Source organism: Mesorhizobium sp. M0500 (genome assembly GCF_040321165.1).
Taxonomy (GTDB): Bacteria; Pseudomonadota; Alphaproteobacteria; order Rhizobiales; family Rhizobiaceae; genus Mesorhizobium.
This window is the reverse complement of sequence record NZ_JAMYRB010000005.1, coordinates 295,955-321,956: the sequence shown is the minus strand read 5'-3', so window position 1 is coordinate 321,956 and position 26,002 is coordinate 295,955. Positions and strand designations below refer to the sequence as shown.

Genomic DNA, 26,002 nt, shown 5'->3' with positions numbered 1-26,002 from the left:
TGCAGTTAGGGTTGCGGTCGCCATGACCTTTGCTCCGGTTCCGCTTTACTTCGATGCCGAAGGCGCCGTGCGGCTGTCGACGGCGACGACGACGCTCAGGCCGGCGCGAAGCTTGCCCGTCTTCAGCACATCCGCGGGCACGTCTATGCGAACCGGAACGCGCTGCACCACCTTGGTGAAATTGCCTGTGGCGTTTTCCGGCGGCAGCAGCGAGAACACTGCTCCCGAAGCCGGGGCCAGCGACGACACGGTACCCTCGATGTCCTGACCGTCGATCGCGTCGACCGACACTCTGACCTTTTCACCAGGCATCAGCCGGGCAAGCTGGGTCTCCTTGAAGTTGGCGACGATGTAGAGCTTGTCCATTGGCACGATGACGGCGAGCTTCTGTCCGGGGCTGATCAGGTCGCCCTGCTCGACCGAGCGGTTGCCGACCACGCCGTCATAGGGTGCGCGCAGCACGGTGAAGGACAGATCCCGCACCGCCTTGTCGTGGGCAAGCTGCAGCGAGGCCAGCGTGCTTGCCGATTCCGCCCGCTGCGCCTGGAGCACGCCGATATTCGCCTGAGCCGCCGCGATCTGCGCGTCGGCGCCGGCTAGTGCGGCATTGGCTTGCTCGACCGCCGTCTGGGCATCGTCCAACTGGGCCTGGGTACCGACGCGGGTCTTGAGCAACTGGGCGGCACGAACCTGAGCTCGCTTCGCATTATCGGCCGCGGCCTGGTCGGCGGTCTTCTGCGCCTGCGCCTGCTTGAGCGAGGCGCGCGCCGCCTCGGTCTGGGCATCGATGCGGTCGAGCGTCTTGCTCAACGTGGCGATCTGCGCCTCGGCCTGGGCAACGGCTATCTTGTAGTCGCCGTCATCGACGATCAGCAGCGGGTCGCCGGCCTTCACCTGCTGGTTCTCGGTCACTTTGACCTGATCGACATAACCCGAGATTTTTGGCGAGATGAACGCCGTGTCGGCCTGGACATAGGCGTCGTCGGTCGTGATCATGAAGCGCCCGTCGGTCCAGTAATCATAGCCATACCAGGCGCCGGCGCCCAGCAGGGCCAGGCCGATGATGGGCAGCAACATCGAGCGCATCGAGCGCTTCTTCTTGGCGGGAGCCAGCGGGGTGACGTCGGCGGGCTTGAGAGGGGTTTCCGGCGCTTCGATCGCAGGCTGGACCTTGGCACTGGGGAAGGGGCGGACTTCGGCACTGGTGGGCGCGTTCGAGGACATGATATCTCTCTAAATTAATTGGCGCTGAATTTCGTCAGACTGAACCGTTCGGTTCGATCTCGACGTTGACTTAGCGCTTAAAGAGGCCCATATCAAGAGCAATCGAACCGGATGGTTCGAATTATTTTACGAGGTGTGACATTATGGCCGAAGCCCCCAAGGCCGCTCCTTTGCCTGATTCAGGCCCATTGCCCAGCGCCGGCAAGGACCAGTGCGATCTGCTGGACAGTCTGCCGCGCGGCCGCCCAGCCGCGGGGCAAGACCCGGTCAAGCGCAGCCAGATCATCGAGGGTGCGCGCCGTGTCTTCATCGACAAGGGCTTCGAAGCCGCGTCGATGAACGACATTACGCGCGAGGCCGGCGTGTCCAAGGGCACCATCTATGTCTACTTCGCCAACAAGGAAGAGCTGTTCGAAGCGCTGATCGAGGAAGAGCGCGGCACGATTTTCAAGAACATGTACGAAGTGCTCGACCAGATCGGCGACCTTCGCCAGACGCTGGTGAAGTTCGGCATCGTGCTGTCCATGAAGATCACTTCGGCGAGGGTCATCCTGGCGCAGCGGACGGTGATCGGCGCGTCGGAACGCATCCCGGAGCTTGGTGCCCGGTTCTACGAACGCGGCCCGAAGCGCGGCCATGACAGGGTCGTCGTTTTCCTCAACATGGCTATCGAACGCGGCCTGCTGAAGATCGACGACGTCGAGCTTGCCGCCTATCAGTTCACCGAGCTGTGCCTGGCCGGCCTTTTCCGCCAGTGCATTTTCGCCTATCGCACCAAGGCGCCAAGTGCGGCCGAGATCGAACACATCGTCAGGTCGGGCGTCGATGTGTTCCTGAAGGCCTACGGCACCGAACAGCTTGAGCAGGAACGGGCCTCCAGCCCCGCCTGACAGGCTGCCAGGGTCGGTGGCCTATCCGCCATTGGCGGCGAGCACGATCGCCGCACGCAATTCCTCGAGGCCCTCGCTCTTTTCCGACGACGTGGCGAGCACGAAGGGAAATGCCGCCGGGCGTTTCTTGATCTTCTGGAGCGTTTCCTCGACCAGTCGCGGTACCCCCGCCGCCTTGATCTTGTCGGTCTTGGTCAGCACGATCTGATACGACACCGCCGCCTTGTCGAGCAGCGACAGCACCTCGTCGTCCTTGGCCTTGATGCCATGGCGGGCATCGATCAGCACGTAGACGCGCTTCAGCGTCACCCGGCCCTTGAGATAGTCGAAGACGAGCTTCGTCCACTCGTCGACCTTTTCCTTCGGTGCCGTGGCGTAGCCATAGCCTGGCATGTCGACCAGCGCCATCGGCGGCAGATCGGCGCCTTCTCCCGAAAATCCGCCAGGCACGAAATAGTTGAGCTCTTGGGTACGGCCCGGCGTGTTGGAGGTGCGCGCCAGCCCCTTTTGGTTGACCAGCGCGTTGATCAGCGACGATTTGCCGACATTGGAGCGGCCGGCAAAGGCGATCTCGGGTGGACCCTCCGGCGGCAGGAATTTCATCGCCGGCACGCCGCGGATGAAGATCCAGGCTCGCGTGAACAATTCGATGCCGATCGTGGTCTTGTTCAACGCGTTCAAACCGCTGCCTCCAGAAGAAAAATGTTGCTGCCACGAATGGCATCGAGATTGCGGCTGATCTTTTCCACCGGCCAGTGCCACCACGCCAGCGCCAGCAGCCGCCGGATGGTCCTGTCGTCGAAGCGCATCTTCACCACCTTGGCCGGATTACCAGCGACGATCGCATAGGCCGGCACATCGTGCGTCACCACCGACTTTGCCGCGACGATGGCGCCGTCGCCGATCTTCACGCCGGGCAGCATAACCGCTTCCATGCCGATCCAGACGTCGTTGCCGACGATTGTATCGCCGCGCACCTCCTTCGACCATGTCGCCGGGTCGAAACCTTCTTCCCAGCCATGGCCGAAGATGTTGAACGGATAGGTCGAAAAGCCGGACATGGCGTGATTGGCGCCGTTCATGATGAAGCGCGCACCCTCGGCAATGGCGCAGAACTTGCCGATGATCAGCCTGTCGCCGATGAACGGATAATGATGCAGCACGCATTTTTCGGCGAATTTGTCGGGTCCGTCAGGGTCGTCATAATAGGTAAAGTCGCCAATCTCGATATTCGGCGCCGTCACCAGCGGTTTCAGAAAGCCGACGCGCGTGTGCAACGGGATCGGATGCTTGATCGATGGATTGGGTCCGGTCATATCGAGCTCCGTCGAGCAACTGCCAGCCAGGTCAAAATAGCGCGATCCGTCCGGCAGTACCAATCGCTTAATCCAGGCGGGCAGCTTGTGCAAAAAGCCCCGGACGAACCGGGGCTTTTTGGTCTCGCATAGTCGGAGTGCCGGCTATTCCGCCGGCGACGGTTTCTTGCGGAACAGCGCGACCAGATTGTCCCACAATTCGATCTTGGCGCCTTGCCGCTTCATGATCACACCCTGCTGCAGGATCGACAGTGTGTTGTTCCAGGCCCAGTAGATGACCAGGCCGGCCGGAAAACCCGCCATCATGAAGGTGAAGATCACGGGCATCCAGGTGAAGATCGCAGCCTGCGTCGGGTCCGGCGGCGTCGGGTTCATGCGCATCTGCAGGAACATCGTCACACCCATGATCAGCGGCCAGACGCCGATCATCAGCATGTGCGGCAAGGTAACGGGGATCAGTCCGAACAGGTTGAAGATCGACGTCGGGTCCGGCGCCGCCAGATCCTGGATCCAGCCGAAGAACGGCGCGTGCCGCATCTCGATGGTGATGTAGAGCACCTTGTAGAGCGAGAAGAACACCGGGATCTGCAATGCCACCGGCCAGCAGCCGGCGAGCGGATTGATCTTTTCGGTCTTGTACAGCTCCATCATCGCCTGCTGCTGCTTCATCTTGTCGTCCGCGTATTTCTCGCGGATCTCGAGCATCTTGGGCTGCACCTTCTTCATGTTCGCCATCGACGCATAGGACTTGTTGGCGAGCGGGAAGAACAGCGCCTTGACAATGACGGTGGTGGCGAGGATCGCCAGACCGAAATTGCCGAAGAATTTGTAAAGCGTGTCGATCAGCGAGAACATCGGCTGAGTTATGAACCAGAACCAGCCCCAATCGATCAGCTTTTCGAAAAGCCTTATCTTGCGATCTTTCTCGTAAGCATTGATCTTGTTGACTTCCTTTGCGCCGGCAAAGATCTCCGATTCAATGGTCTTGGATTCGCCGGGCTGCAGCGCAATCGCGTCCGTGCGGAAGTCGGCTTGATAGCGATGACGGCCGTCCTCGTAATAAGCGAAGTTTGGCTGAAACTCCTGCGCCTCTGTCGGCACCAGCGTCGCCGCCCAGTATTTGTCGGTGATGCCCAGCCAACCGTCCTTGGACTTGCTCGGTGTGTACTGCTTGTTTTTCTCGAGATCGGCGTATTTGTGTTCCTGCAGGCCTTCGCTGCCGGTGACGCCGATCAGGCCTTCGTGCAACACATAGATGCTGGCGACCGCCGGCTTGTCGAAGCGGGTGATGCGGCCGTAATTGAACAGCGAGACAGGGCTGCTACCGGAATTCTGCACGGTGTCGGAAACGGTGAACATGTAGTCGTTGTCGACCGAGAATGAGCGTTTGAAAGTCAGGCCCTTGTCGTTGGTGAAGGTGAGCGTCACTGGTGTAGCCGGCGTTAGCGTCGGATTGCCGTCGACGTTCCAAACGGTCTTGGGTCCCGGCAGCGTTCCCACCTTGTCTTCGCCAACAAAGCCGATCTCGGCGAAATATCCGTTCGGCAGCGACTCAGGATTGAGCAGCGCGATCTTGGGTGAGTTTTTGTCGACCGTCTCCGTGTAGTGCTTGAGCTTGAGATCATCGAGACGCGCGCCGGTGAGGTTGATCGAGCCTTCGAGGCTCGGCGTGTCGATCTTGACGCGGCTGGTCGAGGCAATCGCCTGGTCGCGGCTGGCCGGCGTCACGGCGTCGCCGCCAGGCGCGCTCGGAATGGCGCCCGGCTGCACCGGTGTTTCGCTGGCGCCCGGGCTGGTGCCTTGGGCAGCCTTCTTCTGCTCCGCCACGCGCTGCTCTTCGATGCGGGCGGCTTCGCGCTGCATCTCGCTGCGCGGCATCACATAGAAATATTGCCAAAGCGCCAGGATCAGCACCGACAGTGCGATGGTGATGAAGAAGTTGCGGTTGTTTTCCATCGAAGCCCTTGGCCTATCGTGTTCCACGCAATCTGCGGGAGAGTTCGGCCTTCAACTGGCCGAACGGAGTGGTAAGCACGTCTTCGCGCCCGACGATGACATAATCATTGCCGGGCGCCATGTCATCCGCGGCATGCGTGCGCACGGCCTCTCTCAGCCGCCGCCGGATGCGGTTGCGAACGACGGCGTTGCCGACCTTCCTGGTGACGGTGTAGCCGACGCGCGGCGCCTCGCTGTCGCCGCGGCCCAGGACCTCGACGAGGAAAAGCCGCCCGCGGCGCTTTTCGCCGCGGCGGACAGCCAGGAATTCCGCGCGCTTCAGAAGCCGCTTGGGATGGGCACCCGTTGGCTTGCCGGTTGCGGGCAACGATCTTGTCTCTCGCTTGGTGCTCAGGCGCTGAGACGCTTGCGGCCGCGGTTGCGGCGGGCTGCGACGACGCCGCGGCCACCCTTGGTGGCCATGCGGGCACGGAAACCGTGCCTGCGTTTGCGGACGAGTTTGGACGGCTGGTAAGTACGCTTCATTTGTTTAAATACCGCGGGGTGCGGCCCTTCTTGATTCTGTCACTTTGTAACAGGAGCTTTGCCGGGCCGGTTTTGGCGCGATCGAAACCGCGCCGGGACGAATGGCCCGAGCGTGAGCGGGCTTATAGAAAGAAGGGTTTTGGAAGTCAATCCAGCGTGTCGGGCCGGCATTGTCGGACCGGCATCGAAGTCTTGCGGCCCTTTGTCCGGCTTCGGCCAAGGATGAATTTGGCAAAAAAGCCGCAATCGCCTAATCTCACCCGATCAAGCGATCGTGAAGACGAGCAGTCCCTAAGACAAGCAGCCGTGATGACAGGCAGCCGTGACGACGAGCATGAGTGAAGTCCCAGCAACCGACGAACGCATCGCCCAGGCGAAGGCGGCCACCCGCAGGGTGCCGCTGGCGCGCGGCCTGTCGACCAAGTTGCTGCTGCTCACCATCGTCTTCGTGCTCTTGGCCGAAATCCTCATCTTCGTGCCCTGGATCGCCAGCTACAGGCTGAGTTGGCTGAAGGAGAGGCTGAGCACCGCCGCCGCGGTTTCCATCGTCCTGGTGCAGGGCGAACCTGCCTCGCTGTCGCGTGCCGCCCAGAACGACGTACTGATGGCGATCGGCGCCAAGGCGATCGCCGTGCGCGACGGCGGCGTCTCGCGGCTTCTGGTCGTGGCCGAAATGCCGCCGCAGGTCGACGAGCATATCGATATCGCCAATGTCGGCATGATCAAGGGTATGACCGGCGCGCTGGACACGCTGTTTTTCGGCGGCAAGCGGATGCTGCGCGTTTTCGGGCCGGTCGGCGACAGCGACAAAGAATTCGAGCTGATCATGCCCGACCACCGCCTGCGCAATGCCATGCTGATCTATTCGCGCAACGTCGCCTTCGTCTCGCTGCTGATCTCGCTGTTCACCGCCATGCTGGTCTACGCCGCGATAGACCTGATCATGATCGGCCCGATCAGGACGATGACACGCTCGATGCTGTCCTTTTCCGAGGCGCCCGACGATCCCGGTCGCATCATTCACCCCGCCGCCCGGGCCGACGAGATCGGCGTCGCCGAACGCGAGCTGTCGCAGATGCAGGAGCGGCTGCAGAAGATGCTGACCGAGCAGAAGCACCTGGCCGATCTCGGCCTGGCCGTGTCGAAGATCAACCACGACATGCGCAACATCCTCGCCTCGGCGCAACTGATGTCGGACCGCCTGCGCCAGGTCAAGGACCCGACCGTGCAGGCCTTCGCACCAAAACTGCTGCGCGCGCTCGACCGTGCGGTGTCCTACTCGGAGGGCGTGCTGGCCTATGGCCGCACCCAGGAGCCGCCGCCGTCGCGCCGCAGGCTGCGGCTGCGCCAGCTGGTCGAGGACGTCCAGGGCCTGCTCGACATCGAATGCGGCATCGAATTCGTCAACGCCGTCGATCCGGTGCTCGAGGTCGACGCCGATTCCGACCAGCTGTTCCGCGTGCTCACCAATCTTAGCCGCAACGCCGTGCAGGCGATGGCGGCCGACACCGAGAGCGCCGTGGTGCGCCGCCTGACCATATCGGCCGAGCGCATCGGCAGCGTCAGCCGCATCGTCGTCACCGACACCGGCCCCGGCCTGCCGCCAAAGGCGCGAGAAAACCTGTTCGCGGCATTCCGCGGCTCGGCCCGCAGCGGCGGCACCGGCCTTGGCCTGGCGATCGCCCATGAATTGATCCGCGCCCATGGCGGCACGGTGGAGCTGGTCGAAAGCATCGGCGGCCGCACCACATTCGCGGTCACCATTCCCGACCAGCCGGTCCGGCTCGACCAGGCCCGCAACGGACTGCGCCGCCCGGCGTAACGAACCGTTTCGTTACGGACCGTTTCAATTCGCAAATGGTTGGTCCGAGGCTACGAGCCATCGGCTCGGCCGCCGTGCAACGGCGTCTTTCGTTACGGGCCGTTCCGATTGGCAAATGACTGATCCAAGACGACGACCTATCGGCTCGGCCGCCGCGTGACGCGATCTTGCCTTCGCCGGCCGGCGCATGACGGCAAAACATGACGGCAAAACTTTTGGCCAGGATCGGCTTGCTTTTCGCAAATTCAGTCGCTAGGGAACAGCTCACATTCGCGGCCGGTCGCCAGGATCGGATCGCGGGGCTATGCAAAGCATGGCCTGTTGCGCGCCCGTAGCTCAGCTGGATAGAGCACCAGACTACGAATCTGGGGGTCAGGAGTTCGAATCTCTTCGGGCGCGCCAATAAACTCATGCCTACCCCCGGGAACATAAGTAACAGAATCTACCACCGGTGGCCGGAAAGTCGCGAGGGCTGAGCGCCATCCATGCCAAAAAGGGGATCGTCAGCTAATGCTGCTCAGTCGGCCTGCTTAATCTCCGGGCCCGGTTCAGTCGGCGGGCCTGGCGTGCAATCCTGGCCAGTGCATTCCTGCACGGGATCTTTCGCCGGCGGGAGACAATTTTGGCCTTCACAATGAACGGGCGGCTGCGTTGTTGCGGCTTTATTGTTCTGCGGCACAGGCCGATCCTCAGCGCGAACGGCCGGCATTCCAACGTCGATCATGGCCGTGCACAAGAGCGCAATCCGAAGCAAATTCATTTTCGCCTCCGCAACTGACAGCGAGACGCAGATTATACCTTCGAACTGCGGCCAACATCCTGTCACCCGCGAACGGCGTTAACAGCGCGTTTCATTGCCGGTCGGAAGGGCGTACCGATTGAGATCGAGCGTCGTCCTCTTCCTGGCAAAATAGCGCCAGAAACGGGGCTTTCGGCCAGAGGTGACTGAAGCCAACCTTCCGATTTTCCTGTACACCTGTTCGAAGGGTTCGAGGTGCGTTAGGGCCTCGCATATTCGAGGTTTTCAGTTCTTTCACGGGGGAACGTACATGACGGCATTCAACAGCGTCCGCTTCTGGGTCAAGCCGGGTAGTGAAGACGAATTCGTCGAACTGTTCAGCAGCGCTCCGCGCAATTTCGAGGGATTGCGAAAAATGGCTCTCATCAAATCGGGAGATGGCGCCTTCTTCTCGATTGGAGAGTGGGACACTTTTCAGCACATGGTCGATGCCAGGCACAAAATGCTGGGCAATCTTGATCGGTTCCGCCATACGTTGCAGCAGCTTGAGGGCGGATATACGGATGCTGTTTCCGGCGAGGCTGTCTTCGAAACGGACGGCAGGAGCAGCGGCAGGTCGGTATAGTTTCGCACTTCGAAAAGCTTATGCCGTGCGCCACTTCCCGGCTCTATTACCTAAACCGCACATTCCCCCTGGAAAGCTCTGCCACCGACCTGCATCCCATCAGCCGCATGTCGCGTTCGATCTCGGTTCGCATCAGGCCGAGCGCCCGTTCGACGCCGGCCTGTCCGGCGGCTGCCAGCGGGAAGAGATAGTAGCGCCCGACGCCGACGGCCTTGGCGCCCAACGACAGGGCCTTCAGCACATGCGTGCCGCGCTGGACGCCGCTGTCGATGATCACGTCTATCTTGTCGCCCACCGCGTCGGCAATCTCCGACAGTTGGTCGAAGGGGCTGCGCGAGCCGTCCAGCTGTCTGCCGCCATGATTTGACAGAACGATACCGGTGCAGCCGATGTCGACCGCCTTTCTGGCATCGGCGACGCTCATGATCCCCTTCAGGCAAAACTGGCCGTTCCAGAAGCGGACCATGTCTTCGACGTCCTTCCAATCCAGCGACGGCTCGAGGATCTCGGTGAAATAGCGGCTGATGGAAAGCGCGCCGCCGCCGAGATCGATATGGCCGTCCAACTGCGGCAGGCTGAACTTTTCGTGCGTCAAATAGTCGATAGCCCATCTCGGCTTGATCGCGAACTGCATCATGCCGCCGAGCGTAAGCCGAAAGGGGATGGAAAAGCCGGTCCGCAGGTCACGCTCGCGGTTTCCGCCGGTGACGCTGTCGACCGTCAGCATCATCACGTCGACGCCGGACGTCTTGGCGCGCTCCATCATGGCGCGGTTCAGGCCGCGATCCCTGTGGAAATAGAACTGATAGACCTGCGGCGTCCTGTGCTTGCGGACTTCCTCCAGGCTGACCGTGCCGAGCGACGAGACGCCGAACATCGTGCCGAACTTCTCCGCCGCCGCGGCGACGGCGCGCTCGCCGCTATGGTGAAACAGTCGCTGGAGAGCCGTCGGCGAACAATAGACCGGCATCGCCAGCTTCTGGCCCATGACGGTGACCGACATGTCGACCTGTCCGACGCCGGCAAGGACGTTGGGGACGAGATCGCAGTCCTCGAACGCCGCCGTGTTGCGCCGCAGCGTCGTCTCGTCGTCCGCGCCGCCATCGATATAATTGAAGATCGGACCTGGCAGGCGCTGTTTTGCCAGCCGGCGGAAGTCCTGAAAATTGTAGCAGCTTTGCAATCTCATGAAATCAATCGGGTATATGCCGGGCCCGATGTCAAGCCTGTGCCATTGTCGATCGCCGGCGCTCTCGCCTCAGCCCGCCAGAGCGCCAACCGACTCCCGCTCCACCAGCGGGCATTCGAGCTTGGTGATGGGATAGCGGCCACGACCGGGAGCAGCGGGGACTTCGAGCTGCTCGATCGCCCATTGTCCCATCGCCATATGCGGCAGGATCGACGTCGTCAGCGGCGGGAACAGATGCCGCGCGATCTCCTCGTCGTCATAACCGATCACCGAAATATCCCGGGGGATGTGCAGGCCGGCCTCCTTCAGCGCCTCGTAGCAGCCGATCGCGGTGCGGTCGTTCTGGCAGAAGATCGCGGTCGGCCGGTCCTTCAGCGCCAAGAGCTTGACGGTCGCGGCATAGCCGGCGCTCGCCGACCAGTCGCCTTCGACGACCAGCGCCGGGTCGAACGGAATGTCGGCCGTCGCCAGCGCCCGGCGGTAGCCCTTCAGCCGGTCCTGCGCCGCTTGCATCCAGGGCTCGCCGGTGATGGTGGCGATGCGCCGGTGGCCATGGCCGATCAAGTGGCGGGTGGAGCTCTGGCCGCCGGCGATCTCGCTCGGCACCACGGCGGGGAAGGCATAGTCGGCGGTGTAGCAGTTGAGCAGGATGACCGGAATGTCGAGGCCGTAGAGATAGTCCGGCGCGACGATCTCGCGGGTGAAAATGGTCATGTAGATCAGTGCCGAAATGCCCCGCTTGGTCAGTGCCGCGATGGCCCGGGGCTCCATCACCTCGTCGCCCATGGTCTGCGCCACCAACACTACATTGCCGGCGTTCCACGAGGCTTGCCGCGCCCCTTCAATGGCGACGACCGCCTCCGGGCTGGTCGCCAACTGGTCGACGGCGAAGCCGATCACGCCATCCAGCCCGTCGAATGCTGCAACCGGGGCTCGCAAGGCAGAAAACACGGGCGGCGAATAGCCCAGCGTTCGCGCCGTCTCGATCACCCGCTCTCGGGTTTGCTGCGACAGCCTGATGCCCGGCGTGTTGTTGAGCACGAACGAAACCGTCGCCTGCGAACAGCCTGCCGCCCTGGCGATGTCGGTCATGGTAACGCGGCCCTTGGGGTTTTTCCCCGACGGCTTGCGCCGCCTGGAGACATCGGGATCGCTGAGATCCGTCGGTTCGCTCATGGTTTCATGTTTCCCACCCCGGCCCGTCTAACCGGATCGCGTCGCGGGCGGCAAGCCGGTCCGACATGCCGCGTTTATAAACGGAAATCAAATTTATCATTATTATCAATCGAATCCCATCGCCCGCCATACGGCGGCGCAAACGACAATCTCGCCACAAAGCTTGATTTCTCGCGGATTTCTGCCGCTGCGCAAGCCATCGACGGTCCGCTCGATCCCCTGGCGTCTCTCTGCTCCACGCGGCGGCCAAGGCCTTGCCGCTCATGGCAAGCGACGTTCCAACCAAGAAACTAATACTGTTTACTAATAACTCGCAACGTTCTAAAGTCAATTTGTCATGCCCGGCATGGATCATGCTGGGCGCGGCAAATCGAGCGTGCGACGCGATGTCTGGCGGCTCTCGGGCCGGCGTAAATGCGTCGCGCAATCACGAAAATGTCAGACAAATCGGACTATTTACTAACCGCAAACGAGTGTCTAGAGTTTGCATCGTGGCTGGATTGGCGCCGTTCTTTCGCTGCCGGAACCCTTGAGGAGGAGGGGCGTCCAAGCCGCAATCCGCAAATTCACATCAGCGACACGACTGATTCAAATGGGAGGTTGAACATGAAATCTGTGATACGAAATACGTCCGTCGCCGCCGCGGCCCTGCTGCTCGGCCTGTCCGTCACGGCAATTGCGCGGGCCGACGACAAGCCGACACTGGCCTTCGTCGTCAACGGCGCTTCCGATTTCTGGAAGGCTGCCGAAGCCGGCGTCAAGAAGGCTCAAGGCGAACTGCCCAATTACAATCTCGAACTCAAATATCCGGAGCAGTCCTCGGTCGCCATCCAGCAGCGCCTGATGGACGATCTGGTGACGGCCGGTGTGAAGGCGATCATGGTCTCGGCCGTCGATCCCAAGACGTCGACCGACGGGCTGAACAAGATCGCCTCGGAAACGGCGTTGTTCACCACTGACAGCGACGCACCGCAGACCAAGCGTGTCGCCTATATCGGCTCTTCCAATGTCGATGCCGGCAAGCAGGCGGCAGAGATCGCCAAGAAGGCAATGCCCGACGGCGGCAAGTGCCTCGGCTTCGTTGGCCTGCTCGGCGCCGACAATGCCAAGGAACGCATCCAGGGCATGAAGGACGGCCTCGCCGGCACCAAGATCGAATTGGTCGACGTGCGTGGCGACGACATCGACCAGGCCCGCGCCAAGAAGAACGTCGAGGACGCGCTGGTCGCCAGCCCCGACGTCACCTGCATGGTCGGCTTCTACTCCTACAACACGCCGCGCATCTATGAAGCGCTGCGCGATGCCGGCAAGCTCGGCCAGATCACCGTCGTCGGCTTCGACGACGATCCGATCACGCTGGGCGGCGTCAAGGAAGGCACCGTCGCCGCCACCGTCGTACAGCAGCCTTTCGAATGGGCCTATCAGGGCATGAAGCTGATGGCCGCCTATCTCGAGGGCGACAAGTCGGGCGTTCCCGCCGATGGCCTGATCATCGTGCCGACCAAGATCATCGGCAAGGACGATGTCGACGCCTACGCCGCCAACCTCAAGGCGATGTCGGGAAACTGAGCGAATAAGTTGCGCCGGCGCAAGGGTTCGCCCTGAGCCGGCGATTCTATTGACGCGCCTCGCAAGGCCCGTCAGTCTGAGGCCAAAACGGCTCACCGGCTGCTGTCAGGCGTGATGAATTATTCCGATCCATCCATCGTTGCATCCACGGCCGCTCCGTTCCTGAGCCTCGACGGCGTGCGCAAGACCTATCCCGGCGTTGTCGCGCTGGACGGGTTCTCGATCGAGGTCAGGCCCGGCGAGGTCATCGGCCTGGTCGGCGAAAACGGCGCCGGCAAATCGACGCTGATGAAGATCCTCGGCGGCGTGACCCGGCCGGACACCGGCACCATCACCGTCGATGGCGTCGCCCATGACAGTCTGACCGTCGAGGCCAGCATCGGTTCGGGCATCGCCTTCGTCCACCAGGAACTCAACCTGTTCGAGAACCTCGACGTCGCCGCCAATATCTTCTTCGGCCGCGAACCGCTGCGCGCCGGCCCGTTCAGGCTGGTCGACCGCGCCAGGCTGCGAGCGCTGGCGGCGCCGCTGCTCAAACGCGTGGGCGCCAATTTCTCGGCCGATACGCCGGTGTCGGCGCTGTCGCTGGCCCAGCAGCAAATGGTCGAGATCGCCAAGGCGCTGTCGATCAAGGCGCGGCTGGTCATCCTCGACGAACCGACATCGAGCCTGCCGATCGCCGAAACCGACAAGCTGCTCGGTGTCATCAAGGCGCTGAAGGCAGACGGCATCAGCGTCATTTTCATCTCGCACCGCCTGCACGAGGTCGAGCGCGTCGCCGACCGCGTCGTCGTGCTCAGGGACGGCATGCTCGCCGGAACCTTGCCGAAGAGCGCCATCAATCACGACCAGATGGTCAAGCTGATGATCGGCCGCATGCTGAAGGAGCGCGAGAAGGCCGCGGAATCGGCGCGCCCGCCGGGCTCTGTCGCGCTGTCGGTCAAGGCCATTCGCACCGCTGCCTATCCCGACCGGCCCGTCGACCTCGATGTCAGGCATGGCGAGATCCTCGGCCTCGCCGGTCTCGTCGGCTCCGGCCGGACGGAGCTGGCGCGCGTCCTGTTCGGCATCGACAAGAGCTTTGGCGGCTCGTTCCAGCTTGACGGAAAAGATCTGGTTCTAGGTTCGGCTGCGGACGCAGTGGCCAACGGTATTTTCCTCGTCCCCGAGGATCGCAAGCTGACCGGCATCCTGCTCGACCTGTCGATTGCCCAGAACATCTCGCTGCCCAATCTGCCGGCGCATTCGCGGCGCTCGCTGGTCTCGGCCAGCGCCGAGGCCGCCACCGCCGAGAAGCAGAAGACCAATCTCGGCATCAGGGCGCCCTCCGTCCAGACGCGCACCGGCACGCTGTCGGGCGGCAACCAGCAAAAGGTCGTGCTGGCCAAATGGCTGGCGATGAAGCCGAAGGTGATGATCCTCGACGAGCCGACCCGCGGCATCGACATCGGCGCCAAGGCCGAGATCTACGGGCTGATGCGGGCGTTGGCCGATGCCGGCGTCGCCGTGCTGATGATCTCCAGCGACATGGAGGAGGTGATCGGCGTTTCCGACCGTATCGCCGTCATGCATGAAGGCCAGATCTCCGGCATTCTCGACAAGGACCGGTTCAGCCAGGAAAACGTGCTGCTGCTGGCGGTCGGCAAGCAGCCGAAGTAGTTCGCAGGCATTGGGAGAAGACGATGAGCAAGAAAGATCTCGGCCTGCTGATCCTGATCCTGGTGGTCGGCGCGGTGGTGGCGATCATCAACCCACGCTTCCTGCTGCCGATCAATCTCGCCAACACCTCGAACCTGATCGGGTTGTTCGGCATCCTGTCGATTGGCCAAGCCTTCGTCATCATCACCGGTGGCATCGAATTGTCGGTCGGCTCGGTGGTTGCGCTGCTCGGCGTGCTGTTCATCGACTTCATCGCCACGCGCGGCATGGCCTGGCCGGTCGCCCTGCCGCTGATCCTGGTGCTCGGCGGCATCATCGGGCTGGCGCATGGCTGGCTGATCACCCGGCTCAAATTGCAGCCTTTCGTGGTGACTTTGTGCGGCCTGTTGATCTATCGCGGCGTGGCGCGCTTCTACACCGCCGACGGCACCGCCGGCTTTGCCTTCGGACAGAACTTCCCGGAACTCGAGTTCCTGACGGCGGGGCGGTCCTGGGGCGTGCCGAACAGCTTCATCGCACTGATCGTCATCGCCGTCGTCATGTGGGTGGTGCTGCACCGGTCGGTGTTCGGGCGCTATCTCTATGCCATCGGCAAGAACGAGGAAGCGGCAAAATATTCCGGCATCCGCACCGGCCGCATCGTCATGGCCGCCTATGTCATCTGCGGCGTGCTGACGGCGCTGTCAGCTATCTATTTCGCCATGTACACACGCTCGATCTCGCCGGCGAGCCACGGCCAGTTCTACGAGCTCTATGCCATCGCGGCCGCGGTGCTCGGCGGCTTCTCGCTGCGTGGCGGCGAAGGCTCGCTGATCGGCGTCCTGCTCGGCACCGTGCTGCTGCAGGAGCTGCAGAACCTCGTCAACCTGCTCGGCATCCCGTCCTCGCTCAACTTCGCCGTCATGGGCGGGGTGATCCTCATCGGCGTGCTGGTCGACCAGCAATGGGGCGTGTTCAGGGCGCGGCGGCGGATGCTGGGAGCCACACGCAAGGGCGTGGCGGGTGCTGCCGCTGAGTGACGCAAAAATAGCTGGATGAAATACGCCGACTGCCATGGCAGGTGGCGTGAAAGAGTCAGCCGGAGCTTCGCGACAGCAGTTCAGGTCGGTCTCTATTTGGAACGAAACCCGTATCTGAGCGTTTATTTAAGCTTTGCTGCGCGGAGGCGTTCCATGCCCACGAATCCAGTTAGTACCGCCAAAGTAGGAACTCACCCCCTCCACCCGATGCTGATACCTTTTCCTGTCGCGTTTCTTGTCGGTGCGTTTGTCACCGACCTGGTTTTCTGGGGGACTGCCGATGCCTTCTGGGCACGAGCATCGATGTGGCTGATCGGGGCAGCCATAGTAATGGCCCTTCTCGCTGCGACAGCCGGTTTTATCGACTTCCTCAACGAGCCGCGCATTCGCGCCTTGTCCGACGCCTGGTACCACATGCTGGGCAACTTGACCGCGGTCGTTGTGGCACTGATCAATTTCTACCTTCGCTATGCGCAAGGCGCCGAAGCCGCGGTCCGCCCATGGGGTGCGCTCTTGTCGTTCATAGTGGTCTGCATACTGCTGTTCACCGGCTGGAAGGGCTGGGAGATGGTGTATCGGCACCACGTTGCAGTTCTGGATACACCAGCGGATGCGCCAGCGAAGCCTTCGACAACCACTGCCACGGATACTCGTCACGCTGGTCGGGACCGGCACGCCGCATGAGGCCATAATCCCGAAAAGTGGATACCGGTTTCCAAAAAGATATCGGTTAGACAAGTAGCGCCCATACCGAATGCATCGGATGGGCGCTACTTTAGATAAGGCCCGACATGTCGGAGAAGGCCATGGCCTTGCGCAGCACCTCGGCGAAGCGCTCGCCGGCGGCTTCACGAGGGCCGCTATTGTCGATCGAGGTGACACCCGGTCCGGACAGCGCCACATTGGCACTGCGCGCCAGCCGTGCCAGCACTTCGCCGCGCGACTCGCGACCGCGCAATGCCAGCCGCTCGGCCAGGATCTCCGGTGTAGCCGTGATCTCGACGATAGCCAGATTGGCGTAGCGCTCCCGCAGCGCCGGGATGATGGCGCGCGAGACGTTGGCGATCGCGACACGGCCGTTGGAGACTGACCAGTCGACTTCGGCCGGGATGCCGTAGCGCAGGCCATGCGCCTCCCAGGAAATGGCGAAGGCGCCATCCGCTTCGGCCTCGACGAAGGCAGCATCGGCTAGCGTATCGTGATCCTCGGTGGCCGCATCGCTCGGCCGGGTGATCACCCGGCGCACGAACTCCAGCCGGCTCTCGTCGGCAAACACGGCGCGCGCATAGCCGATCACCGTGTCCTTGCCGGCACCGCTCGGCCCGACGACGGCGACGAAGACACCGTCGCGGATCGGAAATCCCGTAGCGGACAATTCACGCTCGACCGATGCCGACACCATCATGCGACTCGGCGTCCCTGCCGCCAGACCGTGCGGACGACCGGGACATGGTCGTCGACGCGCACGCGAACCAGATCGGCGCGCCGGCCGGGCTCGATGACACCGCGATCGCTGAGGCCGACCGCCTCGGCCGGGTTCTTCGAGACCATCGCCACCGCCTGTGGCAAGGAAATGCCCTCGACCACGTCGCCGAGGAAGAAGGCTGACTGGATCAGACTGAAGGGAATGTAGTCCGACGACAGGATATCGAGCAGGCCATCGCCGGCCAGCGTGCGGGCCGAGACATTGCCCGAATGCGACGCGCCGCGCATGACGTTCGGCGCGCCCATCAATACGCCGAGCCCTGCCTCTTTTGAAGCCCGCGCCGCCTCCTCAGTGGTCGGGAACTCGGCGACGCGCACACCTTGCTCGATCGCTTCGTCGACATGGCCGACGGTTGCGTCGTCATGGCTGGCGAGCACGATGCCGCGCTCTTGGCAGGCAGCGGCGATGAAGCTGCGGTTCGGGCTCGAATTCCTCGCCGATTCCGCCATCCGCTTTTCGCAGAATTTCTGGAAATCGTGATCGGTCAGCTTCAGCTTGCGCTGGTAGTAATAGGCGTAGGTTTCCAAATTGACGAACTGGCGCTGTCCGGGCGCATGGTCCATCAGCGACGCCAGCCTGACCCGCTCGTCGCCGTCGAAATTGGCGAAGGCCGTGAGGCAGTCCGGCGCCGAAACCTCGCAACGCAGATGGAGGAAATGGTCGGCCCTGAGCCGGTCCTGCTGCACGCTGTCCTCGATCGCGTCGGCCAGCTTGCGTATGTCGGCGGCCGTCAGGTCGGCATCCTCGTCCATGCCGACACGCAAGGCGTCGAGCACGGTGGTGATGCCGGCGGTCGCCACCTGGGCGTCATGCGCGAGCACAGCTGCGATCGGGTTCCAGCGCACTTTCGGCCGCGGCGCGTAATGGCCTTCGAGATGGTCGGTGTGGAGCTCGACCAGGCCAGGGATGATGAAGTCGCCGCCCATGTCCTCGCCGCTGCGGCCAGCGCCGGGATCGATGGCGGCGATCACCCCATCGCGCAGCACGATCGACCCTTCGACGATCTGGTCGGCCAGCACAATACGGGCATTGTCAAGAACGGTCTCGGCAGTCATTTCAGGCAGTCCTTGCAGCATTTTGCAGCCAATTGAAAATGAATTGGCTTCGCACCATGCGGTTAAAGCAAATAGTCATTTAGGCAGTTCTTCTGGCCGGGCGGCGCCCGAGCGCGTGATGCGACAGCACCATGAACGGCGCACCCGGTTCAGTTTCCACAAACAGCGTCAGCGCGTCCACCGCCACCGGCCGTTGCAGCACGTCCGCAAACAGGCTGTCGATTGCTAGGCGAAGACGAGGGCTTTCCTGTGACGACACCCGGCCGGACAGCGTCATATGGAAGCGAAACGTCTCGAAGACATAGGGATAGCCCCACTGGCACAGATTGCGGAACTCGTCGGGCTTCAGCGAATCGGGGCTGCGCCGTTCGATCTCGGCTTCCGTCAACGGCGCGCGGAAGCGGTCGAAGTCGCGCACCACGTCGTCGGCGAAGCGGTTGAGCGCCGGCGGCGGTACTTCCGGCAACAGCGCGAAGAAGCCGTCGATCTGGCTGACGACGAGGCGCGGGATCGTAACCACCGGCGTCGCCTCGGCAAAATCGTCGAGTGCTGCACGAAGCGACGTTTCCGTCTCGTTGGAGGCCAGTCTGAAGGGCGCCTTCAGTGTCGCATGAAAGCCATAGCGGCGCGCCGAGGCGGTGTGGAAGGCAACTTCTGCCGCCGACAACTCGCCCGCAGCCTCGACCGGCTTTGTGGCGGCACCGAATGGGTCGCGGCCGAGCCAGTTGGCGGCGATCCGTGCCAGCGGTTCGTCTTGTCGGGGGGTGAAATAGATCGCGTAGCGCATCGAAAGTCCTCGTCAGCCCCGCTGCCATAGGTGATTTCCATGACGAATTGACGAAGCTTTGCGGCGTTTTCGGTAACAAAACCACACAGCCGGGTCGTTAGCCGACGATTTTTCGCTTGGACCAGCGGTTGGGGCGAAGGGGAAATGGTTAGGCCTTCATCAGCCATTCGTGCTCGGGCGCGTTGTGGAATTTCCACGTCCGCTTCGGTCCGGCCATGACGTTGAGATAATAGAGATCATAGCCGTGGCAGGCTGCGCAGGGGTGATAACCCTTGGGGACCAGCACGACGTCGCCGTCCTCGATCGCCATCGCCTCGTCGAGCGAACGAGCACCGTTCTCGTCGGCATCGGTGTAGACGCGCTGGAAAGCAAAGCCCTGTGGCGGGTTGAGACGGTGGTAATAGGTCTCCTCGAGATAAGATTCAGCCGGCAGATTGTCCTGGTCGTGCTTGTGCGGCGGATAGCTCGATGTGTGGCCGCCGGGTGTGATGACCTCAACCACCAGCAAGGAATCGGCCGGCTTGCCCTCCGGCAGGATGTTGGTGACATAGCGCGTGTTGGTGCCTTTGCCGCGAACCTCCTGGCCGAGATCGTCGGGCCCGATGACACGGACCGGCAGACCGCCGCCCAGTCCTGGCGCCGAGCAGACGGCAAGTTCGAGATCGGTATCGGCGCTCACCGACCACTCCGACCCCTGCGGCACATAGACCGACCAAGGTTTGCCGTCCAAGGGCGACATGCGTTCGCCGAGCAAGCCGAGATCCTTGCCGCCGGCCTTGGCCTTGCCCTTGCCGGTGACGAACACCAGGCAGACCTCACGATCCGCGGTTTGCCCGGAAGCGCTCTCGCCGGGCCTGAGCCGATGCAGATCGAAGCCGACATAGGTCCAGCCGGCGCTTTGCGGCGTCACATGGGCGATGCGGCCGTGGCCCTTATTGGCTTTGACGAGCAGTTTCGACATGGTCATTCCTTCGGTTTGGCGTCTGCCGATGGCTCGTCCTCGTCAGCCGGCTTGTAGAGGTAGAAAAACTGCCAGACGGCATAGCCGGCGAAGCCGAGCGCGATCACGCCCCAGAACGGCGTGCCGGTGGCGAATTCGATCACCGACCAGACCAGGCAGACCGCGACAACGGCGACGCGCCGCCACAGCGGCCGGAAAAACGGGTGCTCGGAGTCTTTCATCGGATCAACACCTTTCCTCGCGAACTCTCAAGCATTGGGAAAGCCCTGTGTCTCCACCGTATAGCCGGCCGCCGTCATAGCCCGCATCAATTCCTTGTAGCCGACCTGCGCCATCTTGAGCGGCGGGTTCTTCTTCGGATCCTGCTCGGCCTCGACCACGAACCAGCCTTCATAGCCATGGTCGGCGAGCCTCTGGACGATGGCGCCAAAATCCAGCGAGCCATCTCCCGGCACGGTGAAGGCGCCAAGTGCCACCGCGTCGAGGAACGATTGCTTGTTGCGATCCAGCTTTTGGATCACCTCCATGCGTACGTCCTTCACATGCACGTGGTTGATGCGCCGGTGGTGGTTGTTTATCGCGCGCAGCACATCGCCGCCGGCAAAGGCCAGGTGACCGGCGTCGAGCAGCAGCGGAATGCCTTCGCCCGAATAGCGCATGAAAGCGTCGAGCTCCGGCTCGGTCTCAACTACTGCCGCCATATGATGATGGTAGGAGAGCGGCATGCCTTGCTCTGCACACCATTCGCCGAACTGCGTGAGCCGCCGGGCGTAGGCTTTCATCTCATCGTCCGAAAGCCTCGGCTTGGTGGCGAGCGGCTTGGAGCGGTCGCCCTGGATGGAGCGGCCGACTTCACCATAGACGATGCAGGGCGCATTCACCGCCTTGAACAGGTCGATCATCGGCTGGATGCGATCCTTATTCCCCGATATATCCTCATTGACCAGCGTCCCGGAGAACCAACCGCCGCAAAGCGTCACGTCGGCCTCTTTCAGGATCGGCAGCATGATCTCCGGATCGTTGGGAAAGCGGCGGCCCATTTCCATGCCGGTGAAGCCAGCCGAGCGCGACTGGCGCAGGCACTCCTCCAGCGACACATCATCGCTGAGTTCGGCAAGATCGTCGTTCCACCATGCAATGGGGGACATGCCCAGTTTGGCTTTCAAGTCGTCACTCCAGTTTCAGACATTCGAGGCGCGTTCGCGGATGGCTAAAGAACCCGCCCGCTCAGCGCTTCCTCATATTTCTTGCGCGCCGCATTCACTTGCGGCCGTGCCGAGACTTCCGGCACTGCGACATCCCACCAGCTTCCACCGGCCTCGGTCGAAACCAGCGGGTCGGTGTCGATGACCAGCACGGTCGTTCGCGTGTTCTTCTTCGCTTGCGCCAGCGCCGTTTCCAGCCCGGCGATCGATGGCACTTTTTCGGCAATCGCACCCATGCTCGCAGCATGCGCGGCGAAGTCGATCTCGGGCAAGGTTTCGTGACGGGCGTCCTTCAGCAGATTGTTGAAGTTGGCGCCGCCGGTCGCCATCTGCAACCGGTTGATGCAGCCATAGCCGCGGTTGTCGAGCAACACGATGGTCAGCTTGAGGCCGATCATCACCGAGGTCGCGATCTCGGAATTGAGCATCAGGTAAGAGCCGTCGCCGATCATCACCACGACCTCTTCGTCCGACTTGGCCATCTTGACGCCAAGCCCGCCGGCGATTTCATAGCCCATTGTCGAGAAGCCGTATTCTGCATGGTAGGAGCCGGGCCCGCCCGCCCGCCAGAGCTTGTGCAATTCGCCCGGCAGGCCGCCGGCGGCATGAAGCAGTATCACGCCGGAGCCCATGGCGCGCTGTACTGCGCCGATCACTTGCGCGTCGGACGGATAGGCGGCATTGGTCGACGCCGTCACCTTGTCGGCATCCGCTTGCCAGTTCTTCTTGCCCGTGATCGCATTGTCGGTCCAGTCTGAAGGGGCTTTCCAGCCTTTCAGCGCCGCAGCGAGTTCGGCGAGCCCTTCCGCCGCATCGGCGACCAGCGGCAGCGCCTGGTGCTTTCCGGCGTCAAAAGGCTGCACGTTGAGCCCGATGATGGTCCTGCCGGCATGCTTGAACAATGCCCAGGAGCCGGTGGTGAAATCCTGCAGTCTGGTGCCGACGGTAAGCACGACGTCGGCCTCTTCGGCCAGCCTGTTGGCCGCCGAAGTGCCGGTAACGCCGACCGCGCCCATGTTCAACGGATGATCGTCCGGGAGCGAGGATTTGCCGCCTTGCGTCTCACAAACTGGAATGCCGGCGCCTTGCACCAGTTTTGCCAACTCCTCGGACGCCTGCGAATAGAGTACGCCGCCGCCCGCGATCACCAGCGGCTTTTTCGCCGCTTTGAGTACCGCGACTGCGGCCGCCAGTTCGTTGCGGTCCGGGCGCTGCCGTCGCGGCGTCCAGAGTCGCTCGGCAAAGAAACTCTCGGGGTAGTCATAGGCCTCGGCCTGCACGTCCTGGCACAGCGCCAGAGTCACCGGGCCGCATTCGGCGGGATCGGTCAGCACCTGCATGGCGCGGTTGAGCGCCGGCATGATCTGCTCCGGCCGGGTGATGCGGTCGAAATAGCGCGAAACCGGGCGGAGGCAGTCATTGACCGTCGCCGTGCCGTCGGAAAAATCCTCGGCCTGCTGCAGGACGGGATCGGGAATGCGATTGGCGAAGACGTCGCCTGGCAGAAACAGGACAGGCAACCTGTTTACATGCGCAAGTGCCGCAGCGGTCACCATGTTGAGCGCGCCGGGGCCGATCGAACTGGTCGCGGCCATGAAGCGACGGCGGAAATTGGCCTTGGCGTAGGCGATCGCCGCATGCGCCATTGCCTGCTCGTTATGGGCACGAAAGGTCGGCAGTTCGTCGCGAACCTGGTAGAGCGCCTCGCCGACGCCGGCGACATTGCCGTGGCCGAAGATCGCCCAGACGCCGCCGAAGATCGGCACTTTCTTCCCGTCCATCTCGGTCATCTGTCGAGCAAGAAAGCGGGTCAGCGCCTGCGCCATCGTCAGGCGGATTGTCTTGGTCATGTCGGTTCCTCCGCAGTCCTTATGCCGCGCCTTCTTATGCTGCTTTGCGGCCGCGCGCCGCAAGCCATGCCTCGGTCAGTCTCTCGAAGCGAGATGCCATGTCGGCAACCGCTTCATCGTCTGACATCTTGCCGGCAAGCCATTGTTCGGCCGCGTTGATGAAGATGGTGCGGCCGACGGCAAAGCCCTTGACGATAGACGCCTTGGCGGTGGCAGCAAAGGCCGCTTCCAATTCATCCTGCGGCGCTTCGAGGCCAAGCAGCACAATCCCGCGGCACCACGGATCGTTCTTCAGGATCACCGCCTCGATCTTTGCCCATGCGCCGGCCGATGCCTGCGGTTCGAGCTTCCACCAATCGGGCTTGATGCCGAGTGCGTAGAGTTCCTCGAGCGCGCGCGGGATGGTCATGTCGTCGAGCCTGCCGTGCTTGCCGGCGATGATCTCGACCAGAAGTTCTCTGCCCACTTTCCGCGCGGCCTCGAACAAAGCGCGCAGTTTCTGCTGCTGTTCGCTCTTCAGCGCCGCGGGATCGTCGGGATGATAGAAGCACAGGCACTTGATGCAGTGGTCGACCGGCCATTCGGTCAGTTGCGAACCTATGTCTTGCGAGAACTCGAAGCGAAGCGGCCGCGAACCCGGCAACTCGACCGGCCGGCCGAGCCAGGCGAAGGAATGGTGGGCGAATTCGAACATCGCCTCGCGTCCGTATTTTTCGTCGAGCAGCATGCCGTAGCCGGCGCGGCCAGCCGCGACCTTGGCCGCAGCCTTGACCGTCAGCACCTTGAAAGCTGGGATTCGCGACGGATCGGCGCCGGCTTTTGCCGCGACATCCTCCAGCTGGACGCGGTGGTCGCAGGCGAACGCCATCAGCGAGGGGATGTCGCGCCGGCGCGTGGTCGCCCAATGAATGTGATTGATCGCCTCGTCCTTGCGCAGCGCCAGATGCTTGCTGCCGTTTTTCAGGAAGAACTGCAATTCCTCGAAAGTCGGGTATTCCGGTGCGCAGAGCAGCCGCGACACTGCAAAGGCGCCGCAGGCATTGGCCCAGGTCGCCGCTGTCGCCAGGCCTTCCTCGCCGAGCCAACCGCGCAGGAAGCCCGACATGAAGGCGTCGCCGGCGCCGAGCACATTGTAGACCTCGATTGGAAATCCCTTGCCGAGGATACCGTCCTCGAGGTCGTCGCTGATCGGCCCGTCATAGACGATGCAGCCCATGGCGCCGCGTTTCAGCACGATGGTTGCCGCCGACAGCGAGCGGATGGTTTTCAGCGCGCTCAGGCAATCGTCTGCCCCCGAGGCGATCATGATTTCCTCTTCGGTGCCGACGATGAGATCGCAATCGGGCAGCACCGTCTTCAACTGCGCCGAGACGCGGTCGGATTTCACATAGCGCTCGAAGCCTTCGGCGTGGCCGGCGAGACCCCAGAGGTTGGGGCGGTAGTCGATGTCGAACACCACCTTGCCGCCCTTGGCTTTCATGACACGGATCGCCTTGCGCTGGGCGGCGTCGCTGTTGGGCCGTGAAAAATGCGTGCCGGTGACGACGACCGCGCGTGCCGAAGCGATAAACGCCTCATCGATATCGTCTTCCGAAAGCGCCATGTCGGCGCAATCGCTGCGATAGAAGATCATCGGCGAGACGCCTTCATCCTCGACCGACAGCAGCACCAGGGCGGTCAGCCGCTCCGGATCGGTCTTGAGGCCTTGGACCGAAACGCCCTCGCGGTTCAGCTGCTCGCGGATGAAGCGGCCCATCTGCTCATTGCCGACGCGGGTGAGCAGCGCCGAGCGCAGGCCGAGCCTGGCAGTACCGACCGCGATATTGGCCGGACAGCCGCCGACCGATTTGGCAAAGGAAGTAATGTCCTCGAGGCGCGAGCCGATCTGCTGACCATAGAGATCGACGGAAGCGCGGCCGATGGTGATGATGTCGAGCGGCGAATATTTCGCTTCCACGGCTTCGCCCATTCGAACCTCCCATCGGCTTTGTTGTCTTGGGTAACACGCGCGAGCGGCAGCGTGGCGCCGGCAATATGAAATAATAATTCCAATCCATAGTCAATATGGAACGAGCATTCCCAAGACTGAAAAGTGCTGTGCAAGGCTCGCGCGTTCAGAAACTTTGAAGTCAGACGAACGTCAAGTGTCTACCACTGAAACCAGCTGATTTACCAAGGAAGCGGGCCATCATCGTTGAAGTACCCGGCGGTCGGGCCATCGGCGTCCAAGGTCGCCAGGTGAATGACGATCTCGGCCGCCTGCTGCACCGTGCGGTGACCTTTATACCCGTTGAGATCGGTGGCAGTGTAGCCGGGCGCCGCGGCGTTGACCTTGATGCCCTGGGGCGCGAGCTCCCTGGCGAACGCCACCGTGATGGCATTCAAGGCTGTCTTGGAGCTGCCGTAGCCCATCATGTTAACGGCGTGGTTCGCAGTGGCGGGATCGAGCGCCCGGCCGATGGACCCGGTGGAGCTGCTCACCATCACGATCCGGGCAGCAGGTGCTGCTAGCAGCAGCTGCAGGAATGCCTGGGTCACGCGGATCGGGCCGAAGACATTGACGTCGTAGGTGGCCTGGATGTCGGCGATCCGCTGCTGGCTCGGCGGCAGGTCGTAATTGATGGCGACGCCGGCGTTGTTCACCAGCACGTCGAGGCAGGGGCTGGCCTGCCTGAATGCCTCGGCTGCCGCCTTCACCCTGTCATCCCGCGTGACGTCCAGCTCAAGCCACTCCACGTCGAGGCCTTCGGCGCGCAATGCCTGCGCCGCCGCCATGCCGCGTTCGGCGCTCCTGGCGCCGAGCCAGACCTTGAAGCCCATGGTCGCCAGTCGCCGGGCGATTTCATGGCCTATACCCTTGTTGGCGCCGGTCACCAGCGCGCTTTTCGATGTTCTCATAATCGGTGTCTCCATTTTTCTTGTGGAAGACCCACAAATGGTGCGAGGCAG

24 protein-coding genes and 1 tRNA gene are annotated in these 26,002 nt (G+C 62.6%); 8 read left to right on the top strand and 17 right to left on the bottom strand.

Going from position 1 to position 26,002, the window contains the following annotated elements; all coding sequences use genetic code 11:
• Window positions 1-45 precede the first annotated feature (45 nt).
• The gene (locus NKI70_RS12970; RefSeq protein ID WP_352588540.1) at window positions 46-1,224 is read right to left on the bottom strand and encodes an HlyD family secretion protein; all 1,179 of its coding nucleotides are present in this window, start codon (window positions 1,222-1,224) and stop codon (window positions 46-48) included.
• Window positions 1,225-1,367: 143 nt separating this feature from the next.
• Here NKI70_RS12970 and NKI70_RS12965 point away from each other — a divergent pair, with 143 nt between their 5' ends.
• The gene (locus tag NKI70_RS12965) at window positions 1,368-2,114 is read left to right on the top strand and encodes a TetR/AcrR family transcriptional regulator (RefSeq protein WP_352588537.1); all 747 of its coding nucleotides are present in this window, start codon (window positions 1,368-1,370) and stop codon (window positions 2,112-2,114) included.
• Between the two features lie 21 nt (window positions 2,115-2,135).
• Here NKI70_RS12965 and yihA read toward each other — a convergent pair whose 3' ends face one another.
• The 5 genes from yihA to rpmH form a co-directional block, all read right to left on the bottom strand.
• Window positions 2,136-2,795, bottom strand: coding sequence for a ribosome biogenesis GTP-binding protein YihA/YsxC (yihA, locus tag NKI70_RS12960; protein ID WP_352472343.1), 660 nt, complete (start codon window positions 2,793-2,795; stop codon window positions 2,136-2,138).
• Window positions 2,792-3,430, bottom strand: a complete 639-nt coding sequence (locus NKI70_RS12955) for a CatB-related O-acetyltransferase (RefSeq protein ID WP_023677492.1) — start codon at window positions 3,428-3,430, stop codon at window positions 2,792-2,794. Before NKI70_RS12955 ends, yihA begins: the two co-directional genes overlap by 4 nt.
• 144 nt (window positions 3,431-3,574) lie before the next feature.
• A complete protein-coding gene (gene yidC, locus NKI70_RS12950) occupies window positions 3,575-5,386 on the bottom strand; it encodes a membrane protein insertase YidC (RefSeq protein WP_352568513.1) in 1,812 nt (603 codons plus the stop codon).
• 13 nt (window positions 5,387-5,399) lie between these two features.
• Window positions 5,400-5,753, bottom strand: a complete 354-nt coding sequence (gene rnpA / locus NKI70_RS12945; RefSeq protein WP_352539960.1) for a ribonuclease P protein component — start codon at window positions 5,751-5,753, stop codon at window positions 5,400-5,402.
• 23 nt (window positions 5,754-5,776) lie between these two features.
• A complete protein-coding gene (rpmH, locus tag NKI70_RS12940; RefSeq protein ID WP_008833937.1) occupies window positions 5,777-5,911 on the bottom strand; it encodes a 50S ribosomal protein L34 in 135 nt (44 codons plus the stop codon).
• A gap of 334 nt (window positions 5,912-6,245) precedes the next feature.
• Here rpmH and NKI70_RS12935 point away from each other — a divergent pair, with 334 nt between their 5' ends.
• The 3 genes from NKI70_RS12935 to NKI70_RS12925 all read left to right on the top strand — a co-directional run bounded on the left by NKI70_RS12935 (window position 6,246) and on the right by NKI70_RS12925 (window position 9,097).
• Complete coding sequence (locus NKI70_RS12935) at window positions 6,246-7,733, top strand: ATP-binding protein (protein WP_352568512.1); 1,488 nt, start codon at window positions 6,246-6,248, stop codon at window positions 7,731-7,733.
• 325 nt (window positions 7,734-8,058) lie between these two features.
• Window positions 8,059-8,135 (top strand) — tRNA-Arg (locus NKI70_RS12930).
• Between the two features lie 647 nt (window positions 8,136-8,782).
• Window positions 8,783-9,097: an antibiotic biosynthesis monooxygenase family protein gene (locus NKI70_RS12925; RefSeq protein ID WP_352697242.1), complete on the top strand. Its 315-nt coding sequence runs from the start codon at window positions 8,783-8,785 to the stop codon at window positions 9,095-9,097.
• A 46-nt stretch (window positions 9,098-9,143) separates the two neighbouring features.
• Here the strand turns inward: NKI70_RS12925 and NKI70_RS12920 are convergent, their stop codons facing one another.
• A complete protein-coding gene (locus NKI70_RS12920) occupies window positions 9,144-10,286 on the bottom strand; it encodes an alpha-hydroxy acid oxidase (RefSeq protein WP_352724652.1) in 1,143 nt (380 codons plus the stop codon).
• Window positions 10,287-10,355: 69 nt separating this feature from the next.
• Window positions 10,356-11,462 (bottom strand): LacI family DNA-binding transcriptional regulator, encoded by a 1,107-nt coding sequence (locus tag NKI70_RS12915; RefSeq protein WP_352724651.1) that lies wholly within the window; start codon window positions 11,460-11,462, stop codon window positions 10,356-10,358.
• Between the two features lie 606 nt (window positions 11,463-12,068).
• On the opposite strand from NKI70_RS12915, the gene NKI70_RS12910 reads away from it, so the two are divergent.
• The 4 genes from NKI70_RS12910 to NKI70_RS12895 all read left to right on the top strand — a co-directional run bounded on the left by NKI70_RS12910 (window position 12,069) and on the right by NKI70_RS12895 (window position 16,393).
• Window positions 12,069-13,031, top strand: a complete 963-nt coding sequence (locus NKI70_RS12910; RefSeq protein ID WP_352724650.1) for a sugar-binding protein — start codon at window positions 12,069-12,071, stop codon at window positions 13,029-13,031.
• 114 nt (window positions 13,032-13,145) lie between these two features.
• Window positions 13,146-14,690, top strand: coding sequence for a sugar ABC transporter ATP-binding protein (locus NKI70_RS12905; RefSeq protein WP_352724649.1), 1,545 nt, complete (start codon window positions 13,146-13,148; stop codon window positions 14,688-14,690).
• A gap of 23 nt (window positions 14,691-14,713) precedes the next feature.
• Window positions 14,714-15,709, top strand: coding sequence for an ABC transporter permease (locus NKI70_RS12900; RefSeq protein ID WP_352724648.1), 996 nt, complete (start codon window positions 14,714-14,716; stop codon window positions 15,707-15,709).
• 153 nt (window positions 15,710-15,862) lie between these two features.
• Window positions 15,863-16,393: a DUF2231 domain-containing protein gene (locus NKI70_RS12895; RefSeq protein ID WP_352472336.1), complete on the top strand. Its 531-nt coding sequence runs from the start codon at window positions 15,863-15,865 to the stop codon at window positions 16,391-16,393.
• Between the two features lie 91 nt (window positions 16,394-16,484).
• On the opposite strand, the gene phnN is transcribed toward NKI70_RS12895, so the two are convergent.
• From phnN to NKI70_RS12850, 9 genes are all read right to left on the bottom strand, one after another.
• Window positions 16,485-17,114, bottom strand: coding sequence for a phosphonate metabolism protein/1,5-bisphosphokinase (PRPP-forming) PhnN (gene phnN / locus NKI70_RS12890; protein WP_352455997.1), 630 nt, complete (start codon window positions 17,112-17,114; stop codon window positions 16,485-16,487).
• Complete coding sequence (locus NKI70_RS12885) at window positions 17,111-18,250, bottom strand: alpha-D-ribose 1-methylphosphonate 5-triphosphate diphosphatase (RefSeq protein WP_352464729.1); 1,140 nt, start codon at window positions 18,248-18,250, stop codon at window positions 17,111-17,113. Before NKI70_RS12885 ends, phnN begins: the two co-directional genes overlap by 4 nt.
• A 79-nt stretch (window positions 18,251-18,329) precedes the next feature.
• Complete coding sequence (locus NKI70_RS12880) at window positions 18,330-19,037, bottom strand: DUF1045 domain-containing protein (RefSeq protein ID WP_352568507.1); 708 nt, start codon at window positions 19,035-19,037, stop codon at window positions 18,330-18,332.
• A gap of 148 nt (window positions 19,038-19,185) precedes the next feature.
• Complete coding sequence (gene iolB, locus NKI70_RS12875) at window positions 19,186-19,998, bottom strand: 5-deoxy-glucuronate isomerase (RefSeq protein WP_352568506.1); 813 nt, start codon at window positions 19,996-19,998, stop codon at window positions 19,186-19,188.
• A 2-nt stretch (window positions 19,999-20,000) separates the two neighbouring features.
• Window positions 20,001-20,219, bottom strand: a complete 219-nt coding sequence (locus NKI70_RS12870) for a hypothetical protein (protein WP_023677508.1) — start codon at window positions 20,217-20,219, stop codon at window positions 20,001-20,003.
• A 27-nt stretch (window positions 20,220-20,246) separates the two neighbouring features.
• Complete coding sequence (iolE, locus tag NKI70_RS12865) at window positions 20,247-21,164, bottom strand: myo-inosose-2 dehydratase (protein ID WP_352697239.1); 918 nt, start codon at window positions 21,162-21,164, stop codon at window positions 20,247-20,249.
• Window positions 21,165-21,208: 44 nt separating this feature from the next.
• Window positions 21,209-23,053, bottom strand: a complete 1,845-nt coding sequence (gene iolD, locus NKI70_RS12860; protein ID WP_352724647.1) for a 3D-(3,5/4)-trihydroxycyclohexane-1,2-dione acylhydrolase (decyclizing) — start codon at window positions 23,051-23,053, stop codon at window positions 21,209-21,211.
• A gap of 34 nt (window positions 23,054-23,087) precedes the next feature.
• Window positions 23,088-25,022, bottom strand: coding sequence for a bifunctional 5-dehydro-2-deoxygluconokinase/5-dehydro-2-deoxyphosphogluconate aldolase (locus NKI70_RS12855; protein WP_352724645.1), 1,935 nt, complete (start codon window positions 25,020-25,022; stop codon window positions 23,088-23,090).
• A 200-nt stretch (window positions 25,023-25,222) separates the two neighbouring features.
• The gene (locus tag NKI70_RS12850; protein ID WP_352620620.1) at window positions 25,223-25,951 is read right to left on the bottom strand and encodes an SDR family NAD(P)-dependent oxidoreductase; all 729 of its coding nucleotides are present in this window, start codon (window positions 25,949-25,951) and stop codon (window positions 25,223-25,225) included.
• Between the last annotated feature and the right edge of the window lie 51 nt (window positions 25,952-26,002).

Excerpts from the sequence above, each read along its gene's own strand:
- iolD (WP_352724647.1), bottom strand. The coding sequence starts at position 23,053 with ATGACCAAGACAATCCGCCTGACGATGGCGCAGGCGCTGACCCGCTTT.
- iolB (WP_352568506.1), bottom strand. The coding sequence starts at position 19,998 with ATGTCGAAACTGCTCGTCAAAGCCAATAAGGGCCACGGCCGCATCGCC.
- NKI70_RS12920 (WP_352724652.1), bottom strand. The coding sequence starts at position 10,286 with ATGAGATTGCAAAGCTGCTACAATTTTCAGGACTTCCGCCGGCTGGCA.
- rpmH (WP_008833937.1), bottom strand. The coding sequence starts at position 5,911 with ATGAAGCGTACTTACCAGCCGTCCAAACTCGTCCGCAAACGCAGGCAC.
- yidC (WP_352568513.1), bottom strand. The coding sequence starts at position 5,386 with ATGGAAAACAACCGCAACTTCTTCATCACCATCGCACTGTCGGTGCTG.
- NKI70_RS12935 (WP_352568512.1), top strand. The coding sequence starts at position 6,246 with ATGAGTGAAGTCCCAGCAACCGACGAACGCATCGCCCAGGCGAAGGCG.
- NKI70_RS12900 (WP_352724648.1), top strand. The coding sequence starts at position 14,714 with ATGAGCAAGAAAGATCTCGGCCTGCTGATCCTGATCCTGGTGGTCGGC.
- NKI70_RS12885 (WP_352464729.1), bottom strand. The coding sequence starts at position 18,250 with ATGACTGCCGAGACCGTTCTTGACAATGCCCGTATTGTGCTGGCCGAC.
- NKI70_RS12915 (WP_352724651.1), bottom strand. The coding sequence starts at position 11,462 with ATGAGCGAACCGACGGATCTCAGCGATCCCGATGTCTCCAGGCGGCGC.
- NKI70_RS12955 (WP_023677492.1), bottom strand. The coding sequence starts at position 3,430 with ATGACCGGACCCAATCCATCGATCAAGCATCCGATCCCGTTGCACACG.
- NKI70_RS12850 (WP_352620620.1), bottom strand. The coding sequence starts at position 25,951 with ATGAGAACATCGAAAAGCGCGCTGGTGACCGGCGCCAACAAGGGTATA.
- NKI70_RS12855 (WP_352724645.1), bottom strand. The coding sequence starts at position 25,022 with ATGGGCGAAGCCGTGGAAGCGAAATATTCGCCGCTCGACATCATCACC.
- NKI70_RS12965 (WP_352588537.1), top strand. The coding sequence starts at position 1,368 with ATGGCCGAAGCCCCCAAGGCCGCTCCTTTGCCTGATTCAGGCCCATTG.
- NKI70_RS12910 (WP_352724650.1), top strand. The coding sequence starts at position 12,069 with ATGAAATCTGTGATACGAAATACGTCCGTCGCCGCCGCGGCCCTGCTG.
- NKI70_RS12905 (WP_352724649.1), top strand. The coding sequence starts at position 13,146 with ATGAATTATTCCGATCCATCCATCGTTGCATCCACGGCCGCTCCGTTC.
- phnN (WP_352455997.1), bottom strand. The coding sequence starts at position 17,114 with ATGATGGTGTCGGCATCGGTCGAGCGTGAATTGTCCGCTACGGGATTT.
- NKI70_RS12870 (WP_023677508.1), bottom strand. The coding sequence starts at position 20,219 with ATGAAAGACTCCGAGCACCCGTTTTTCCGGCCGCTGTGGCGGCGCGTC.
- NKI70_RS12970 (WP_352588540.1), bottom strand. The coding sequence starts at position 1,224 with ATGTCCTCGAACGCGCCCACCAGTGCCGAAGTCCGCCCCTTCCCCAGT.
- NKI70_RS12880 (WP_352568507.1), bottom strand. The coding sequence starts at position 19,037 with ATGCGCTACGCGATCTATTTCACCCCCCGACAAGACGAACCGCTGGCA.
- NKI70_RS12895 (WP_352472336.1), top strand. The coding sequence starts at position 15,863 with ATGCCCACGAATCCAGTTAGTACCGCCAAAGTAGGAACTCACCCCCTC.
- NKI70_RS12925 (WP_352697242.1), top strand. The coding sequence starts at position 8,783 with ATGACGGCATTCAACAGCGTCCGCTTCTGGGTCAAGCCGGGTAGTGAA.